We start from the raw sequence: 19,013 nt of genomic DNA, 5'->3' as shown, positions 1-19,013 counted from the left end.
GTATTATGTATATTTAAAGAGGAAATATGTAAATCCAATGAGGGCGATAATTTGAAACAATACAATTATGAACTTGAGAATACATCTCATATAGAAAATGTACTGAATTCTTTGCACAAAGAAATTGGCAATGATTCTTATTCATCAATTCTATTTCATATTTACACAAATGGCATCGATACATCAGAAATTGATACTGTTATTTCTGAAATTCTTGATGCCTTTCCAACTGCGTCAATTGGCGGAACCAGCACCAACGGTGGTATTTGCGATGGCCATCTAGTTGATGAAGGAATGGTTATTTCTGTCTCTGTTTTTGAAAGCACCTCAACCCAGGTCAAATTATTCAATTGCATTCCAGGAAATGAAGACATTGTAGGGAAAAGCATATCAGATTTTATAGATTCAACGGAAAATATCGTAGCAGCCGAATTACTTATTACCCTCAAATCGATTAACAGTCATATCATTTTAAATAACGTAGAAAAATGCCATAAAGATATTTTCGTATTTGGTGGAGGAAGTGCCGCCGTCACAATATCTGATGAAAATACCTGTGTAATAGATGAGAATGACATCTCTCCTAATGGTGTCCTTGTGATAACCTATTCCGGTCCAGATTTTCATATCGATGTGCACCATGCAATAGGCTGGAAGGCATTAGGCAAGGAATTAAAAGTCACCAAAATAAAGGGCAAACAGCTATTTGAAATCAATAATATCCCTGCTGGCAAATTATATAGCAAGTACTTGGATATCCAGGCTGATGAAAACTTCTTTTCAAACATATTGGAATTCCCAATAATGTCTCATCAGCATGGCAATGAAGTATTACGATTACCTTTTTCATGTAATAACGAAGATAACTCTATTATTCTTGCAGCTGATATCGACCCAGGAACTCCAATCAATCTTTCCTACGGAGACCCTGATGTAATCAAGGAAGACGTAATTGCTCTTGTAAAAAAAGTAAAGACCTTCGCACCACAAGCAATATTCTTGTATAGCTGCGGAGTCCGACGACTTTACTGGAAATACCTTATCAACAAGGAAACAGCACCATTTGCAGCCATCTCTCCAACCTCAGGATTCTACTCAAGCGGAGAGATTATGCGCATGGGGGACCACATCATCGAGCATCATGTCACATTGATAGCAATTGGCATGCGTGAAGGTGAAAAGGCTATTGTTCAGCCATCATTTAATGGCGACAAAGCTCTGCCTATACCAGAAGAGCAAAAAATGCACAGTCAGGTTTCTATGGTACGTCGTTTGGCCAACTTTATTAACGTCACAGCTGCTGAGCTTCAGGAGGCCAACGAAAAGCTGCAAGAGATTGCAGATACTGACGAACTAACAGGATTATATAATCGCAGAATGCTCAACAAGCTTGTTTCAAACGCCATTGATAGAGCGAATAAAAACGGCTTTGATATGATTATAGGTATTGTGGATATTGATAATTTTAAAGAAATTAATGATACATATGGTCATACCATGGGTGATATCGTTCTAAAAGAGCTTTCCAAGCAGCTGGATAACGAAGTTGAAAAACTCCCTAGCGGAATTATCGGACGCTGGGGCGGCGAAGAATTTATGTTTATCGCCCCTACATTAAAGCTAGATGAAGTTTTATCCAATATTGAAGAAGCCAGAAAACGAGTCTCCAGCATAAAATTTGATGGAATAGACTCTCCTACTGTAAGCCTTGGGCTTACCGCTTTCATCGCTGGGGATACTGCCGAATCAGTATTCAAGCGAGCAGATTTGGCTCTTTATGAAGCCAAGGAAACTGGTAAAAACAAGACATGTATAAAATAAAAAATAAAGCTCTGTCCCATGCATAGGGACAGAGCCTTTTATTTACCTGCATATTTCATAATAATAAGTTCTACAGCCAGCTTTTCATCCAAGCGACCAGTCTTAAATTGCTCTTCGAAATCAGCTGCATCATTCAATAGATTTGTAATTTCCCTTGAAGAAAAATTGTTAGCCAGCTGCATTGTACGCTTCACAGCAAAATCTGGCATTCCCACTTTGCTTGCAATAGTTCCAGCATTATTGCCGTACGCTGAAAGCTCCTTAATAACCTTCATCTGTCTGAACTGGCGAACTATCATAGTCAGGATTCTCATAGGAGGTTCCTTTGCAGAAAGCATATCCTGATACAAGTCCAATGTCTTTTTCAAATCCTTGGCAGAAATAGCATTTAGCATATCGAAAATCTTTGTCTCGACTCGGGCAATACAGATAGCATTGACGTCCTCCAAAGTAATCTGATTCCTATCCCCTACATAAGAAACAAGCTTATCAAGCTCCGTAGCCATGTTATCCATTGAGTCGTGAGTCATGTTCAAAAACTGAGACCAGGCATCTCGCTTCATTTGTTTGCCAGCAGCATTGAGCTGACCTCCAACCCATTTAGCCAAGACACTTTCATTAGGCATATTCATCTCTATGTCTCGACCTGCAGCTTTTGCTGCCTTATATAGCTTTCCTCTTTTATCTGCAGAAGGCTCAACAAAAATAAATATAGTGAAATCCGGAATACTAGATAGATAGTTGCCCAAATCCTCTGGCATCTTTTTGCCGAAACCACTATTTTCTATAAGAATGACTCTGTGCTCAGCAAAAAATGGCATTGTCTCAGCCTGATCAATAACCTGGCCTACGTTGATGCCATTGTCCTCGTATTTGGTGAAGTTCATATTATCCCCTTCATTTACAAGAGCCTTCAAAAGCTTATTCTTGTATTGAAGCTTTAAATAGTCTTCCTCACCATAAAGCAAATATATATTTTGAAATTGTCCTGAACTAATATCTTCATCTATACGTCTCATAGGTAAAAGTATAGCCTAAATCCAGATTAACTACTAGTGAATATTAAAAAGAAATAATATTCAATAAACTAGTCCCATTCGTTAGAAAACTCTGGAATAAAGCTCTCCTTCGCTACTTTTCTATCCTGTATAAAGGCATTTTCTACGCCCAAATCCAAAGCGTAATTAATAAGGCTATCGTATTCACGTTTGGTAACTCTTCTATTTAATTCTGGGTATTTTGAAGCTATATGAGGCATAGGTGTATACTGGCTCATCATGCTGATAAAAATACTATCATGATAATTATCAAACAAATATTTAATAATCGCTTTTGCATCCTTTACGTGACCTGGCAGTAAAAGCTGTCTAACTATGACACCTGATTTAACAAAGCCTTGCTCGTCAAACTCCACTGATGGACACTGACGAACCATCTCAGCAATAGCAGCCTTTGCAACTTCCGGATAATCTGATGCATGGGAATAATTTCCAGCCAACGCTTCATCCATATATTTAAAGTCAGGCAGATATACATCCACTATTCCTTTTAGATGCTTTAATGATTCCACCTTCTCATAACCACTGGTATTGTAAATTACAGGGATTTCAAGACGACTACCATCTTCCAAACCAGCTTTAGCCAGCTTCACCGCTTGAACAATCTGTGGAATATAGTGAGTGCCTGTTACGAGATTTATATTGTTTGCACCTTGTTTTTGGAGCTTAACAAACTGACGCGCCAACTCTTCTACAGAGATTTCCTTGCCCACTTTTCCATGGCTAATCTCTTCATTCTGACAAAACACGCAATGAAGATTACATCCTGAAAAAAACACAGCTCCGCTGCCGCTTTCCCCTGAAATACATGGTTCTTCCCAATAATGCAAGGCGATTCTGGCTATCTTAAGCTTATCAGATACCTGACATATTCCCTTTAAATTTGTTCTATTTACTTTACAATCTCTAGGACAAAGCCTACATTCATTCATATTTTCCATAATAAACAAAAAGTGCCTGGCATAAAAACCAGGCACCATATCTTTTAATTATTTATTGCGACCCTTTGTCTTGATTTCATTAACAATAAGCTCTACAAACTCATCAAATGAAACTGTTGTAGTGCCTTGCTCGCCGTGAAGTCTGTATGAAACTGTTCCTTCAGCCTCCTCATTCTTACCAAGTACAGCAAGATAAGGAACCTTCTGAATCTGTGCTTCACGCATCTTGTATCCAAGCTTCTCTGAACGAGTATCAAACTCAACACGTACATCGGCATCGTTAAGAGCATCAACAAGCTTCTGTGCATATGCATTAAGCTCTTCATCATCATTCTTTACAGGAAGCACCTTAACCTGTGTAGGTGCAAGCCAAAGTGGAAGATTTCCCTTTGTCTCCTCAAGAATGTAAGCCATAAATCTATCAAGTGAACCAAGGATAGCTCTATGGATAACTACAGGTGTCTGCTTGTTAGACTCTGCATCTGTGTATGTAAGATCAAACTTAGCTGGTAAGCAGAAGTCAAGCTGGCATGTAGAAAGTGTAATCTCGTTACCAATAGCTGGCTTAACATTAACATCAAGCTTTGGTCCGTAGAATGCTGCCTCGCCGATTTCCTCTGTGAACTCAATACCGATTTCTGTAAGAGTCTCACGAAGAGCCTGCTCTGCTGTGTTCCACATCTCATCATCCTGGTGATACTTCTTTGTATCAGCTGGATCACGAAGTGAAAGAACACATCTGTAATCTGTGATACCGAAATCTTCGTATGTGCTGAAGATAAGATCACAAACGCCCTTAACCTCGTCCTTAATCTGCTCCTGTGTACAGAAGATATGTGAATCGTTCTGGCAGAAGTGACGTCCTCTCTCAATACCCTTAAGTGTTCCTGAAGACTCGAAACGGAAATCGTGAGCGATTTCAGCAATACGAATTGGAAGCTCCTTGTATGAGTGTGGACGGTTAGCAAAGATTCTCATATGATGTGGGCAGTTCATTGGACGAAGGACAAAGTTCTCACCTTCTACTTCCATAGCTGGGAACATGTTCTCCTTGTAATGATCCCAGTGACCTGATGTCTGATAAAGCTGAACTGTACCAACGCATGGTGTCATAACGTGAAGGTAACCAAGCTTACGCTCTTTATTACGGATGTAATTCTCAAGCTCTGTCCAGATTGTGTAACCGTTTGGAAGGTACATTGGAAGTCCCTTACCAATTAAATCGTCAGCCATGAAAAGCTGCATATCCTTGCCAATCTTTCTGTGATCACGCTCTTTTGCTTCCTCAAGAAGTGCAAGATGCTCATCAAGCTGCTCCTGTGTTGGGAAGCAAACACCGTATACACGGTTAAGTACCTGATTGTTAGCATCACCCTTCCAATAAGCACCAGAGTGCTTAACAAGCTTGAAGTAACGGCAAAGCTTTACGTTATCAACGTGAGGTCCACGGCAAAGATCAGTGAAATCTCCCTGATCGTAGCAAGAAATAACTGTTGAATTCTCGTCCATATTATTGATAAGGTCTACCTTGTAAGGATCGTCCTTGAACTCTTCCAAAGCCTCAGCCTTAGAAATCTCACGACGATAAATCTTAGCTCCTGTCTTAGCGACCTTCTTCATTTCTTTTTCGATTTTTGCGATATCCTCATCTGTAAGCATAACATCGCCAAGGTCCATATCATAGTAGAATCCTTCCTCTACAACAGGACCAACCCAAAACTTAGCATTTGGATAAAGATGCTTTACAGCCTGTGCCATCATATGAGCACATGAGTGATTGAGAGTGTTTAATGCCTCATCTTCTTTGAAATTAACCATTGCTTTTCTCCTTTTAAAATGTAATGAAATCTTAGTACATTACCAAGGGTGTAAAATAAAAAACACCCATAGGAAAGCTACTTCTAGCAATCCTAAGGGTGCATCATTCATTTTAATACACGGTTCCACCTTAGTGTTTCACTCATTTTGTCTTTAACGGAACTACCCGGAGGCGCTTCACCAAATGGCTTCTACGCTCAGCTCGAGAATGGTGTTCATAAATGCTTCCGCTAGACGCTTCCAGCCTAGGCGTCCTCTCTCTTAGCTTTCACAAATACTACTGTTTCTGTCATCGCTTTTCGTGTCTTATCCTACCACAAAAATACTGTTAAATCAATAAAACAGTTTGGTTATATTATATTCATTAAAGTCGCTCTATAACTCTTTTTGCCCAGTCAAGCTCCCATTTGATTCTTACGTTCAAAATCTCAGCCTGTTGATTTAAAAGATTATCAATTGTCTCTTGTTTTGAAGTCATAAGCTTCATATCTTGGCAGTTTTCGTACATGTCATTGTACTGAGAGACCTTGTTTCTATATTCATTTTTAAGCATGGAAGGCACGCCCTCTTTGCCGTATATGCTCTCAGCCTTCTCATGCACCTGTGTCATCTTGTCGTATAATTCTTTTAGTTTTTCTTCGTTCATTTTTAGTCCTTATAATTTATTTTGATCGCATTGTATTAGGCGATTGTTCAAATGCTGTGATTAGTTTTCATACTGTCCTTCAAAGATAGTATCTAAAAGGTTATCCTCACCATCATATACCAATTTTAGTGAGAAAAACTCACATTTTCCTTCCTGGTCCTGATTCTTTAAGAGCTTCAAGAAAGCCCTGTCGCCCTCCCAAAGATTTAGGTCCATCACTTTATCAATATCAACCCAAGTCAGCTCACCTTCGCTACAAGATTCTGCCAAAGTGCCATTGAAATCATCACTGGTGAAAAGTATAGCATGCTCAGTCTCATCACCCATAACGAAAGTGATATAGCCTCGCATTTTTACAGAATTTAGTATCAATCCAGTCTCTTCAAACACCTCTCGCTTAATGCAATCGGTTGGAGACTCCCCCTCTTCCACATGTCCACCAACACCAATATATTTTCCAGCATTGATATCATGCTCCTTCTTGGTGCGGTGAAGCATCAAATATTTATTATCTTTTATTAAATAGCATAAAGTTGTAAGTGTCATATTTTTCCTATTCTATATACTCCAGTAACTTTTTGCAGCGCTCCATTGTGGCACTGGCATAAGTATCATTATATGCAACAGACGCAAAACTACCACCATCATATTCGTCCGCTGACTCTTGTGCTTTGGCATCTCTGTCCTTTAACCATTGCCTCTGTTCTTCAAGAATCTTGTTAAATTCAGCCTCATCTGTGTTGTACTTTATTACTCTCCAAATATTATTGAGGCAATCATCACTAATTCTTACCTGTGAAGAAGTTATTTCAACCATATCAGAAGTAGTTAACGCTTCAGAGAGCATATCGCTATAATAATCATAGCTGTTTTCTGTTGTATTATAGAAGCCTTCAGCTTCTTTCTTTGCAGAAATTCTCTCACTGCTGACAATACCTTGATTTTCTGCTACATTTACTAATGCCAAATTGTCTAATGTATCCTGCTGCTCTTGATAGTCTATAAATAACCATCTCTGTACTTGTTCATCAATTTCCGAAACAGGTTTACCTGGCATATAAATATCAACCTCATCTGCACCACTAAGGGCATATGGCGAAAGTGGAACATATTTCACTCCATCAGAAATATACTCCTTATCATCATTAAGAATTGTAATATCCTTCATCTGCATTTTATAAGTATATTCGTCCACCTTTTGAATATTCTCAAAATGTCCTTCGTAGTCGCAATAATATCGAATGCCATCTGGATAATCTTCACCAGTATCACCCATATCAGAATCGTGATAACTGCCATGAAAATATCCATCTTTTTCTATATCAAAATCATCTTCCCAACCACCAGCTCCGCTGGAAAACGAATAGCTATACTTCGCTAAATCTGCAAATGTGATTGTAGAATCATCAATATCTTCGCTAGTTTCTGAAGCGTTGCCATTATCACCACTTGAATCCTTTGAGCCCTCTACCTGAATCTCGTTATTTTCATTTAACTCTGTAGCTGTATCATCTAATTCTTTTCTATTTGATATGAAGAAAATGCAACCTCCAGCTAGTAATAATAAAACAAAGTCAATTATCAAAATAGTCCTAATTCTTTTTTTCTGTCTTTTCTTATGTTGTGTTTTCATCTAGTATTCTCCCTTTCTGTCTACAACATCACTAAAGACATTGTATTACAAACAATTTATTTTTTCATCCAAGAACCACCGAACAATTACTTAATTTAGATTACACACAAGATAAACTACAACAAAAATAACTTAATTTTATGCTCAATCAAATTCACATCTAAATTTATTCCATAGGCCTCTGTAGATATTATTAGATTTTCTCCGGAAATAATTCCAGATTTCTCATATCTTGCAATCTTTTCTAGATTTTTATCTGAATATGTATTATCGGATGTTAAGCCAAAATGTTCCCAAAAATAAGTCTTCCTTTCTCGTAAGTTCAATAGTGCAAAATCGGGATAACACTTAATCCCATTATATAGAACTATTTCAGGCTCATATTGATAAATAACTCCGTGTTTATATAACAAATCTGCAAGTATCTTTTCAGATTTAGACCTTACTTCCTCACCATTGTTTGTCGTATAAGATGATAACTTTTCATATTTATTTTGTGCTCCACAATACTTCTCATACCACTCTTTAATATAATCAGCATCTGATTTGATAATAGGATTTATCAATTGTTTTCTTCCATCAGAAAGCTTTTCATACAAATTACTGACACTTGCAGAATTATATTTTGATATAAACCTTTTTATTGCCATCTCCTGTCCATGAAGATTTGTTAGCATTTTTTCGTAATAATCTTTCTGCGCTAAACGTTTTGCTATATCCTTATCCGCTGCAGGAATATACTCTAAATCATCATCTGCATCCCTATAATAGTATTGGTAAATGCCATTGCTTTTCTTCAATACAAGAGTTTTATCTAGAAGATCACTATAATTTGATAGTTCATTCAATACAAATTTTTTCTGTTCTGTAATTTGTGTTAGTTCCTCTTTTAATACTTCTATATTCATACTTTTAATTTCTTTCTTTTATCAAAAATACTATTTTTCCACAAGATAGTAAGCATTCACTCATGTCCTACTATCTAAATCTAGTTTTTCTCATTAGATAGTAAGAAATCTGTCATGGCTTACTATCTATAACTCTTTTTTCTTACTAGATAGTAAGAATCCACCAGTTCCTTACTATCTAAATAATGTTTTCGTCATCAGATAGTAAGATTTCCGTCATGGCTTACTATCTATAACTCTTTTTTCTTACCAGATAGTAAGAATCCACCAGTTCCTTACTATCTAAATAATGTTTTCACCATCAGATAGTAAGAAATCTGTCATGGCTTACTATCTATAACTCTTTTTTCTTATTAGATAGTAAGAACCCGCCAGCTCCTTACTATCTAAATAATGATTTCGCTATCAGATAGTAAGAACCAGCTCATTCCCTACTATCTAAGCGCAAAAATCAACTATAGGTTCTTGTGGGCTTTTTCCTTAAGTAGCCCACAAGAAGTCATAGATAGTAGCTCATCCAGAATAGGCATAACTACCGTATAAACACATCAACTCCCCCTGTACTCGCTCTCACGCGGCCGGAGTCCATGGTGTAATATATGGTTCCAGCCGCGTCCTCAATGCGTTCAACGGCTTCTGCGGCTGGATGGCCGTAGCGATTTACCTTGGCGCAACTGATAACAGCAACATCAGGTGACAATAAGGACAAAAACTCTGAATCGGAGCTGAATCGACTGCCATGATGGCTGACTTTTAGAAGATCAACATGGCCTACATTTCCCGACTGGGCAATAGCTATCTCTTGCTCAGCTCCTAAATCGCCTCCAAAGAATCCTGAGTAATCAACAGTTCCATCACAGTCCTTGTCATACTCCATCAATAATGCCAGGGACAGTGCATTAATATCATCACTGAAAGTGCCATCAAATGGATATACGCAAGTAAATGTGAGATGTCTACTACCACACTTATCTCCCTGGTTCATGTATAGAACATTGGTTCCATTAGCTTTACATAATTCCAGTAACTGGCTCAAAGTATCGTCACTAGGTATCTCTGCTGAAAGCACAATATTATCGATTCTATACCCAGACTCAAGTAGTTCTAATACTCCTGATACATGATCCATATCCATATGAGACAAAAACCAATAATCAATATGACTAGCTCCTTTATATTTAAGAAAAGGCATCAAGGTATATTTTCCAACCGCGTCCGAGCTTGTACTTCCACCATCAATGCAAAACCTGACTCCATCTTGTGAAGAAATATATATTCCATCCCCCTGTCCTACATCCAAGATATCCACTTCGAATGATTGTTTAGAAGGGATGAACCATGTGCAAATAACAACTATGAAAAGGGCCATTGTAACAAGCATTTTACTCCGTATATACGATATTCTGGTTCTTGGATTAATTAGCTCAGCATCAATATGGCTATTAAACAATTCAGAAAGCCGCCATGCCAAAAATATTAACCCGTAATAAATGACAATTCTTAGAATTCCCCGATACCCAACGATTGCATTAGCATTTGGTAGTTTCGAAAACATTGACGCTATCATCTCAAAAATGTAAATAACAAAATGACATGGCATCAGAATAAGCTTTCCCAATGGTAAATAGATTAGTCCAAGAAAGCCACCAAACAACCCTAGCCCAAGCAGCACTGGCATAAGTGGCAAGATTAATAAATTAAGCATTGAAGAATAAACCGGAGTTTCATGATACATTTGAGTAACAATGGGAAGCATGGCCCCGTATATACCAATAGAAAAAATAAAGCTAGATACGAAATATTCAACAATAACTCTATGGATTGGCTTTTTAATTGCTTTTCCAAAGCCGTCATCTGATTTCATAAGCTTCTTTCTTTCGTTACAATACTTTCCATATATCCCACTTAAAGGCAGCGCTACATACCAAATACCAAGAATTGCTCCAAAGGAAAAAATAAAACTTCCATTTCTGATAAGCAATGGATTTCCCAGGAGTAGAAAATCCGCCACAACAGCCAGCGCTGTCAGAGAATCATATGCCTCTCCGAGTATATCCGCCAAAAGAAATATCAAAAACATGCAAATCGCTCTCACTGAAGATATACTTCCCCCTGTAAGTAATCCGTAAAAAACAGCCACAATTCCAGCAATACTTCCAGCACATATAAAGCTTTTTCCTCTTCGCCTCAAAAGCTTATAAAGCGACATACAAACCACAGATACATGAAGTCCAGAGACAGCCAACACATGCGCCACCCCTACAGTTTGGAAAAGTTCGCGCAAATCACCTAATAGGTCCCCTTTATTACCAATGGCGATGCTGGATAAAAAGCCCGCTTCCTCACCTGGCAGAGCCCAGTGATAAACCCCATCAAGCGCTTTGCTAAGCTTATATAAAATATCTTTGCCTGATAATAAACCACAGTCGTAGCCTAAAATTTCAGGATTAGACAGCTCAAAATACAGCCCCATTGACTGATAATAATTGTTCATATCAAAAGCGCCATCATTTCTAGCAGTCATAAAATGACTAACCTTACCTTCTATATTTAGTTTGCAATAATTTGGGATTTCATCTGAATTAAATTTGAAAATAAAAGATGTATTTGAAAGTCTACCAATTTCAGAGTCCACGGTAGCATTTCTTACATAATAGAGTACACTGTCGTTTTTGATTTCCTTATGATAAATCATGCCAACAGCCTGCACCTGGATGCCATCCGGCATACAATCAGCTGCATCAGCTTTAGTATAGACCCCAAGGAAATCCCAGGGGCCATATACACTAAAAGCAATTGTTATTATTATCAACAAGGAAATCTTACAAAGTCTTCGACCTCGTAACATATATCCTCCTTGTTAACTATTGTTCTTCTGTTTCGGTATAGTCAAAATCGCTATCATCTTCTAGATAAAGCTCTTCGTCTTCTTCCTCTTGATCAACAAGCTCGTTGATAATATCCTCGTTGCGAGAAATTGACGAAGACAAGTCCACATCCACGTTGGAGATATGTGGAGTATCTCCATTAACCAAAATCTGTACCTGCTTTATATTGTCCAATTCTGTCAATGAGTTTACGATTGAGTATACAGTAACATTTTCAGTGACACCTGTTACTGTAGACTCAATAGCAGCGTCAAAGTTGACTATACATACTCCATTTTCTGAAACAGAAATAGAATTAAGCTTTGTTCCTGGTGGAATCGCTGAAAGGAGCTCATCTGAATCAGGGCCCTTCAATAATTGTTCTATAACAAGTCTCTCAATCGTAACATTACGACTGTAATAAACCTCTCTTGTTTCTGCCACCGTAGACATACCGTCCGCACTAGCAAAATATAAAGTCAGTTCTGATGAAAGTAGAGAGTCTGTCTCCTGTCCAAAATCCTCAATAAAAGTATCTGCTGTCATTGCACCTACACTATCACCATTTGAATCAGCAAGTGGCGCATCATTTACATAGATAGAAACAGATTCCACACCATCAATCTGAACTAACGTTTTTACGATAGCAGCTCTAACAAGAATCTCTGTGTAAGTATCTAATGAGTCATAGCCTCCAACTAAATATAGGCTAAGATTACCATCATTAATCTCCCAGCTTTTTGCTTCAACTTCTGATGGGATTGTATTGATATAATCTATATCATCTGGAGATTCAGCCAGCTCGTTAATAGCTTCTTCTACCATCTCAGCTGTGTCATCAGACTGGAATGTATAATCCTTAGGAACAATGCCCGCTTTATCCGACTTAAGGTAATAAATTTGATAGTCAGATTTTTCAGTCTTAGAACCACAAGAAACCATTGAAAGGGCTAATGTAATTGTAAGAATTAAACTAAGTAGTCTTTTCATTAGTGCACCTCCTTTTCAATGTAGTTCAGAGGAATTCGCACATCAAATGTAGAGCCTTCGTTGAGCTTTGAGCGAACCTTGATTTCACCATTGTGCATAGCAATAGCGCTCTTGGTAATTGCCAAGCCAAGACCTGTTCCACCGATTTCTCTAGAATGAGATTTATCTGCACGATAAAATCTTTCAAAAATATGCTCCACTGAGTCCTCAGGGATTCCAAGACCATTGTCTTCAACCTTGATATAGAAGAATTGGTGATCTGAATTTAATGAAATATGAACCCATCCACCTTCGTTGTTGTATTTAATGGCGTTTTCAACAAGATTTGTGATAACCAATGTAAACTTGACCTCATCCACCTCTGCTACAACTGGTCTAAATGATTCGTAAACTACCTCAATATCAGATTTCTCTGCAATAGGCTTAAGTCTCTTTAGAATATGCTCAATAAGCTCATTGATATTTACAGCTGTAACATTAAGCTGTGCGCCACTCTTATCCATTCTTACAAGGCTAAGAAGGTCATTGATAATCTTGTTTTCTCTATCAATCTCATCACCAATATCCAGCATGAATTCCTTGTACATTTCGATTGGTACATCTTCTGAACCATTAAGAGAATCTGCCAAAACCTTCATAGAGGTAAGTGGTGTTTTAAGCTCATGTGATACGTTTGAAACAAACTCCTGACGAGACTCATCTATAGAGTGCAGCTTTCCAATTACTTCGTTAAACTTTGAAGAAATATCCTGTAACTCTGTGAATGAATCCTCCTCTGGCATTTCGCTTGTGTATTCGCGAACAATTGCATCCAACGACTTAGACATGCGCTTCATTGGCTTTGTAAAGTGAATATGAGAAAGCACAGCAATAATAAGTGTCAAAGAAACAATAATGATCTCGCCTATTAGCATATAAGAAAGAAAAGTATCTTCATTTGTAAGGATGTAATCCATTGATTTGTTAATAACCAAAACACCAACGGTCTCTCCCTCTGAACTGGTAAGAGGAACTGTAACAATAAGATAATTGGTAAGCTTATCATAGTAATACAAAGATTCACCTTGCATTGAATAGATAATATTTTCCCAAATAACAGTCTTTCCAATGTCAGCAGAGAAGGAATCTCTCACTATCTTTAAAGCAGAATTCACCACTAGAATTCGACCATTATAGCTCTCCGCTACTGCTTTAAGTTGTGTATCAAGTAGTGAATTATCGTCTCCTGTAAGATAACCGCTTGTTACAATTTGGCTATTATAGGAAATGGCCTCTGCCATAAGATTTGTTGCATCAGTTCTGATAGAAACTGATTCGTATGCACGCATAGAAATAGGCACACAAACCACAAATGGAATGATGCCTACGCAAATGATAATAAATGCTATTTTAAAACCTATACTGCGAAAATAACCGTGACTAAATAACTTTTTCATTAACAACCCACTTTACATGTAATAGTAGCCAACGCCCCACTTTGTGCGAACGTATTTAGGCTCCTTTGGATTTGGCTCGATTTTTTCTCTGAGACGTCTAACATGGACATCTACTGTTCGCTCATCACCAGGGTAGTCTTCTCCCCAAATAGTGTGGAGCAAATCCTCTCTTGAAAATACTTTCTTAGGATTAGTGACAAGTAAAAGAAGCATGTCAAATTCCTTTGAAGTAAGATTATATTCAACACCAAGAATTGTAAGACGGCGATTGCTCTTATCTAAAACTAAATCGCCATTCTCTACGATGTTTTCCTCTGCCTTATGATCAGTTGCCACAGGCTGTCCCAAAGCTGCTCTTCTCATGATTGCTTTGATACGCGCCTTTACTTCAAGGATGTTGAATGGCTTAGTAATGTAGTCGTCTGCGCCGTACTCAAGACCAAGGATTTTATCCATATCATCGCCCTTAGCAGTAAGCATAACAATAGGAACATTAGAAAACTCTCTAATGCTTTGACAAACCTCAAATCCATCAAGCTTTGGAAGCATAACGTCAAGAAGAATCATATCGTATGAATTGGCTGAAGCTAAATCAAGAGCCTCCTGTCCATCATAAGCACAATCCACTTCCATACCATCCTGCTCAAGAGAAAATCTAATTCCTTTTACAATTAGTTTTTCATCATCAACTACTAAAACTTTTTTAGCCATAACAATCCTCTATACTATTCTCTAAATTTTGATAAGTGAATTAATTTGGTTGAAAATACCATCGCCTATTCCTGAAACATTTTTTATATCCTCTATCGAAGAAAAATCTCCGTTAGCCTCTCTGTAGGATACAATTTGTTTTGCTTTTGCCTCTCCAATTCCAGGTAATGACTGAAGCTCAGCGGCGCTGGCTGTATTAATATTGACAAGTCCGTCGTCCTGCTGTGACGATGCAATCATCTCTTGCTTTAGTGCCTCGGCTTCTTCTATCGTATATACGTATAGCTTCTGTCCGTCCTCAAGTACTGATGCCTGATTAATATCGCTATCGTCTGCTGAATCTAACAGACCACCTGCAGCTTCTATCGCTGCATAGACTCTGGAGCCAATTGGTAATTCGTAAACATCAGGATTCTCAACAGCACCTGCAACTTGAACAAATATAGTTTCCGGCAATAATTCCTCAACCATCTCTTGCTCTTTAGGTGTTTCTTCTGTGGAATCTACTAGCTCCGTTGATTGAAAATATGATGCTTGACCGCATCCTGTAAATAAAAAAATGCTACAACAAGCAATAAATAAAAATCTCTTCATGTAATCTCCTATAATTCTCTGTAGGAGACTCCAATATCGTCCTGCTTATTGTAGCTAATTTTTTCATATATTACAATAGTTTTACAAAATGTTGTAATATCAAAATAATTTTGACATAATTTCAATAATTTAATGTTTTTTATAGATATAAATCTATTCATTAGACTCGCTAGTTAGCTGGCTTTCACCAGTAGCATAGTCGATAGTTATTCCTGGCTGCACATTGTAACAATATACATTAAACATAACTCCTGTCCCTTGATCTTCTACTGAATAAGCCTCCATTTGAACCCCTGAAGCCACCAAATTATCTCCATCAAATACAGGTGTCACTCTGTATAAAACATGATTTCCTGTCTCCTCTACATATTCTGCAACCTTATTTTCAAAAGGAAGCATTCCCTCAACATTTAGATATCTAGTGCCAGTAATAAGATTCTTCTCATTGGCATTCTCACCACTTAGCTGGTATCCAATAAGATGGCATCTATTGTAAAGATAATTTCCATCTACATATTCATGATAATTTACAGTATGCCATCCACTAGGTTTTACACTTCCTATTTCGCCTCGCTCTTCTGTAGGCATAAGCTCCTGGCATATATTTGCATAGGCTACTCCACATCTGCCTAAAGAATCCAGTTCACTATATGTTTCAAAAGCATCAGTACGAGTCAAATCTTCCTCTGAAAAATATGGCACATTGTCATTTACAATTGTATAAGGATTATCAGTATAATCTACTATCTCATTATTATCATTTGTATCATTACCTGCATTACTAGTTCCATAGTATAAATAATCTGCTATGCATAACACTGATACAATCAAAATCGTATATAATTTTTTCTTTCTCATTCAAGTCCCTCCTCGCAGTCTTGCCTTATATATAATCATAACATATGATACAATTCCAATATCAGACTTGACATAAAAATCAAAGGATATACAACGTTGAAGGATTTTGAAACATTAAAAGAAAAGTGCATAGATGAAGTTACTCATCTTGGAATCAAATTAGGAAACATTTCATCTTGGAAAATTAATACTAGAGCAAAAACTCGCTGGGGACTTTGTAAATTGAACCCAGATGGTAGCTACTCAATAGAAATAGCAGCCAGGCTTTTAGAAGATGATAGAATTTCTGAAACAGCCTGCAAAGAAACTATAATTCATGAATTACTTCATACCTGCAAGGGCTGTATGCGTCATACTGGAAAATGGAAATATTACGCAGAAGTTGTAAATCAAGTGTACGGTTACAATATAAAGCGTGTTACTCAAGGTATAGAAAAAGGCGTTGAAAACTACGAAAGTAAAGAAATGAATGTAAAATATGTCTTCACTTGCGGCAACTGTGGTGCCACAATCTACCGCAAGCGAGACTCTAAATTCACTAAATATTACAGATACTATGGATGTGCCAGATGTGGCGCATCAGCTTGGTCTAGAAAAACTGTAGGATAAAATTTGCTTTTTGATTACACAAATTGCTCAAATACTGCTTCAATCTTCTCTTTGAACAAATCGATGTCCTGTTCGTTTATTACAAGAGGTGGAAGTAAACGCAGCACATCTGAGCCTGCTGAAAGTACAACCAAATGCTGCTCTAACAATGCTTTACTTACAACCTCTTTTACCGGAATTGTAAGCACAAGTCCCTGCATCAAGCCCATACCTCTTCGTTCTGTAATAAAATCGTATTTATTAACAAGATTATCAAGAACCTGCTCCAAATACGGTGTAATCTCCTTTACATGATCGATTAGTTTATAATCCTCAAACATATCAAACACTTGAGAAACTGCTGCAGTACAAAGTGGATTGCCACCATAGGTTGTTCCATGATCTCCCGGCTCCAGAGAGCTCTGGGCCACCTTGTCTGTAACGGCAAATGCTCCAATTGGAACACCATTACCAAGAGCCTTTGCAGTAGTGAGAATATCAGGCTTAATTCCATACTGTTGGAATGCATACATGCTTCCTGTTCTTCCCATGCCGCACTGAACTTCATCGAGAATCAAAAGTATATCTTCCTCATCACAAATCTCACGCACTTTCTTCAGGAAAGTCTCATCAGCTGGATATAGACCGCCCTCTCCCTGAACGGTTTCCATAATAATTGCGCATGTCTTATCACTAAGATTTGCAAGAATACTACCAAAATCATTAAATGTTGCAAATTTAACTCCTGCCATTAAAGGATAAAAAGGCTCTCTGTAATGCTCTGTTCCTGTTACTGAAAGAGAACCAACTGTTCTACCATGGAATGAGTTTTCCATGGCAATGATTTCATAATCCCCCGGTCCTTTCTTCGTATATGCGTATTTCTTTGCAGTTTTTAAAGCACCTTCTATAGCTTCAGCCCCTGAATTTGTAAAGAAAACCTTATCCATTCCAGATGCCTTTGTAAGCTTTTGTGCTGCCTCTATCATAGGTACATGATAATAGAGGTTTGATGTATGCGTAATGCGTTTTAATTGAGTTGTAAGAGCAGCCTCATAATCTTCATTACCATATCCAAAAGCCATAACACCTATTCCAGATGCGAAATCCAAATATTTCTCATCTAGCTCATCATATAAAAACACGCCTTTTCCATAATCAAATATAACTGGAAATCTATTATATACATGTAATAAACAATTATCTGCTGCCTCTATATATTCCTTCTTATTCATTGTAATACCTCGTATCCTTATCTCCAATAATAGCTGTTCCAATTCCCTTGTTAGTAAAGATTTCAAGAAGAAGACAATGTGCTATTCTTCCATCCAAAATATGCACACGACTAACTCCCTGTTCAATAGCTTCGATGCAATTGTTAAGCTTTGGAAGCATTCCTCCGCCAATATATCCATCACCAATCAAGTCCTTGGCTTCCTCAACAGTCAGCTCAGAAATTAGTGAATCTGGATCATCCTTATCCTTATAAACTCCTTCAATATCTGTAAGAAAAGCAAGCTTCTCGGCATTTACCGCTTTTGCGATAGCACATGCAGCATCATCTGCGTTGATATTGTAAGTAACAAAGTTCTCATCCATTCCAATAGGACAAACGATTGGGAGAAAATCATTTTCAAGTAAATCCATAATTATCTTTGGATTCACCTCAGTGATTTCTCCTACAAAACCAATATCCTGGCCATCAGAAAGCTTCTTCTGAACCTTCAAAAGGCCGCCGTCCTTTCCTGATACACCAACTGCATTTACTCCCAGGGATTGGACGTTCTGAACAAGTGATTTGTTAACCTTGTTTAAAACCATCTCTGCAATTTCCATTGTGGCTTCATCTGTTTTACGAAGACCATTAATAAATTCGGGCTCCATTCCTGTCTTTTCAACCCAACGGCTGATTTCCTTACCACCACCGTGAACGATGATTGGCTTGAATCCAACAAGCTTAAGCAAAGTAACATCCTGAATAACCTGCTTTTTGAGCTCTTCGTCAATCATGGCACTTCCGCCATATTTAACAACAATTATCTTTCGATTAAAACGCTGAATATATGGTAATGCTTCAATTAAAACCTCTGCCTTGTCCATAACAGCTAACATGCTCTTGTCCATTGTGTTGTCCTCCCAGTTTT

The 19,013-nt window shown here is 37.7% G+C and carries 16 protein-coding genes and 1 pseudogene; 2 read left to right on the top strand and 15 right to left on the bottom strand.

The window, feature by feature from the left end:
* Positions 1-51 precede the first annotated feature (51 nt).
* Positions 52-1,821, top strand: coding sequence for a diguanylate cyclase (locus tag BO15_RS0108565; protein WP_033153943.1), 1,770 nt, complete (start codon positions 52-54; stop codon positions 1,819-1,821).
* 38 nt (positions 1,822-1,859) lie between these two features.
* On the opposite strand, the gene holA is transcribed toward BO15_RS0108565, so the two are convergent.
* From holA to BO15_RS0108500, 13 genes and pseudogenes are all read right to left on the bottom strand, one after another.
* Entirely contained in the window at positions 1,860-2,840 is a 981-nt protein-coding gene (holA, locus tag BO15_RS0108560; protein ID WP_033153942.1) for a DNA polymerase III subunit delta, read from the bottom strand.
* Positions 2,841-2,908: 68 nt separating this feature from the next.
* Positions 2,909-3,820, bottom strand: coding sequence for a radical SAM protein (locus BO15_RS0108555; RefSeq protein ID WP_033154806.1), 912 nt, complete (start codon positions 3,818-3,820; stop codon positions 2,909-2,911).
* 48 nt (positions 3,821-3,868) lie between these two features.
* Positions 3,869-5,638 (bottom strand): threonine--tRNA ligase, encoded by a 1,770-nt coding sequence (thrS, locus tag BO15_RS0108550; protein WP_033153941.1) that lies wholly within the window; start codon positions 5,636-5,638, stop codon positions 3,869-3,871.
* A gap of 364 nt (positions 5,639-6,002) precedes the next feature.
* Entirely contained in the window at positions 6,003-6,284 is a 282-nt protein-coding gene (locus BO15_RS0108545) for a hypothetical protein (protein ID WP_033153940.1), read from the bottom strand.
* A 60-nt stretch (positions 6,285-6,344) separates the two neighbouring features.
* Entirely contained in the window at positions 6,345-6,830 is a 486-nt protein-coding gene (locus BO15_RS0108540) for an NUDIX hydrolase (protein WP_033153939.1), read from the bottom strand.
* A 7-nt stretch (positions 6,831-6,837) separates the two neighbouring features.
* Positions 6,838-7,917 (bottom strand): lysozyme inhibitor LprI family protein, encoded by a 1,080-nt coding sequence (locus BO15_RS0108535; protein WP_052169861.1) that lies wholly within the window; start codon positions 7,915-7,917, stop codon positions 6,838-6,840.
* A gap of 116 nt (positions 7,918-8,033) precedes the next feature.
* Positions 8,034-8,825 carry a hypothetical protein gene (locus tag BO15_RS0108530; protein ID WP_033153938.1) on the bottom strand — a complete coding sequence of 264 codons (792 nt, stop codon included), beginning with the start codon at positions 8,823-8,825 and terminating at the stop codon, positions 8,034-8,036.
* Between the two features lie 532 nt (positions 8,826-9,357).
* A complete protein-coding gene (locus tag BO15_RS0108525; protein ID WP_033153937.1) occupies positions 9,358-11,673 on the bottom strand; it encodes a DNA internalization-related competence protein ComEC/Rec2 in 2,316 nt (771 codons plus the stop codon).
* Between the two features lie 16 nt (positions 11,674-11,689).
* Entirely contained in the window at positions 11,690-12,682 is a 993-nt protein-coding gene (locus BO15_RS0108520; protein ID WP_052169860.1) for a GerMN domain-containing protein, read from the bottom strand.
* On the bottom strand, positions 12,682-14,118 hold the full coding sequence (locus BO15_RS0108515; RefSeq protein WP_033153936.1) for a sensor histidine kinase: 1,437 nt from the start codon (positions 14,116-14,118) through the stop codon (positions 12,682-12,684). The genes BO15_RS0108520 and BO15_RS0108515 overlap by 1 nt, the downstream gene beginning before the upstream one ends.
* Before the next feature lie 12 nt (positions 14,119-14,130).
* Complete coding sequence (locus BO15_RS0108510; RefSeq protein ID WP_033153935.1) at positions 14,131-14,829, bottom strand: response regulator transcription factor; 699 nt, start codon at positions 14,827-14,829, stop codon at positions 14,131-14,133.
* Positions 14,830-14,850: 21 nt separating this feature from the next.
* Positions 14,851-15,423, bottom strand: coding sequence for a ComEA family DNA-binding protein (locus BO15_RS0108505; RefSeq protein ID WP_052169859.1), 573 nt, complete (start codon positions 15,421-15,423; stop codon positions 14,851-14,853).
* Positions 15,424-15,597: 174 nt separating this feature from the next.
* Positions 15,598-16,281, bottom strand: a pseudogene (locus BO15_RS0108500) (DNA/RNA non-specific endonuclease); the annotation flags it as partial.
* Between the two features lie 96 nt (positions 16,282-16,377).
* On the opposite strand from BO15_RS0108500, the gene BO15_RS13250 reads away from it, so the two are divergent.
* A complete protein-coding gene (locus BO15_RS13250) occupies positions 16,378-16,890 on the top strand; it encodes a SprT-like domain-containing protein (protein WP_052169858.1) in 513 nt (170 codons plus the stop codon).
* 14 nt (positions 16,891-16,904) lie between these two features.
* Here BO15_RS13250 and BO15_RS0108490 read toward each other — a convergent pair whose 3' ends face one another.
* Both BO15_RS0108490 and argB read right to left on the bottom strand, forming a co-directional pair.
* Positions 16,905-18,104, bottom strand: a complete 1,200-nt coding sequence (locus BO15_RS0108490) for an aspartate aminotransferase family protein (RefSeq protein ID WP_033153933.1) — start codon at positions 18,102-18,104, stop codon at positions 16,905-16,907.
* Positions 18,097-18,993: an acetylglutamate kinase gene (gene argB, locus BO15_RS0108485; RefSeq protein ID WP_033153932.1), complete on the bottom strand. Its 897-nt coding sequence runs from the start codon at positions 18,991-18,993 to the stop codon at positions 18,097-18,099. Before argB ends, BO15_RS0108490 begins: the two co-directional genes overlap by 8 nt.
* Positions 18,994-19,013: the final 20 nt, after the last annotated feature.

The organism is Pseudobutyrivibrio ruminis HUN009, from assembly GCF_000703005.1.
GTDB classification, from domain to species: Bacteria; Bacillota; Clostridia; order Lachnospirales; family Lachnospiraceae; genus Pseudobutyrivibrio; species Pseudobutyrivibrio ruminis_A.
This window is presented reverse-complemented; position numbering and strand designations above follow the sequence as displayed.